This is a genomic window from Oleiphilus sp. HI0080 (assembly GCF_001635135.1).
In genome coordinates this window covers 1-718 of the sequence record NZ_LWFU01000247.1, presented here as the reverse complement: position 1 = coordinate 718, position 718 = coordinate 1, and the positions used below count along the sequence as shown (strand labels likewise).

Here is a 718-nt window from a genome sequence, read left to right as displayed (position 1 = left end):
TTGGTCCAAAGAAGTGATTCCTTATCGCAGGCAGCCCACTGTTTGTAGTCTTCCGGGATTTTTAGATCCCATGGTTTGAATGCATTTTCAACGCCGGTGAGGCTAAAATCTAGCGTCGGGAAGTGACGGCGAATAACATCAATCATTGTGTTGCTTTCAACCCAGTCGATTCCGTCCTGCGTATATACTTCCGGCGTATAGCTTTCTGTAAAAAAACGGTCCGTCATGAGACGACGAGATGCATTGAGGATGAAGACTTGGAAAGCTGTCTCACCAAAAGCAAAGCCATCTGGACGAATAGTTTCTGCAAGCTGACCAACGAGTGCGTCTATCTGCTCAATATCGTTGTTATATATGCGTTTCAACTCGGCAAGGGTCGTAGGCTCAGTAGTTAGATCCTCAAACTTGGTAATTGGATTAAGCCCAATTTGACGACGAAACTCGTTGTAACGTGGTATTCCGCGTTCACGGTCTCGTATTATGTCGATCGTTGCCAAATCAATATCGCCAATTAGCGGCATAGAAAGATTACGCAAAAACTCTGGGTAATTATTGAGTGTCAGCGAACCAGGGTTGGTGATACCGAACGAGTACCATAGTCGATCGCCTCCTTCTGTGACGAGAATGTCTTCTGCATCACCGTCACGAGTGTTTTCTAGAGGAATGCTGTTGGCAACAATATTTGAGCCAATATCATAGACATCGACTGCATCCCTGA

Annotated in this window: 1 protein-coding gene; it reads right to left on the bottom strand. The window is 45.4% G+C overall.

Going from position 1 to position 718, the window contains the following annotated elements:
* A partial coding sequence (locus tag A3751_RS02665) for a peroxidase family protein (protein ID WP_304439000.1) occupies positions 1 to 718 on the bottom strand: 718 nt, incomplete at both ends.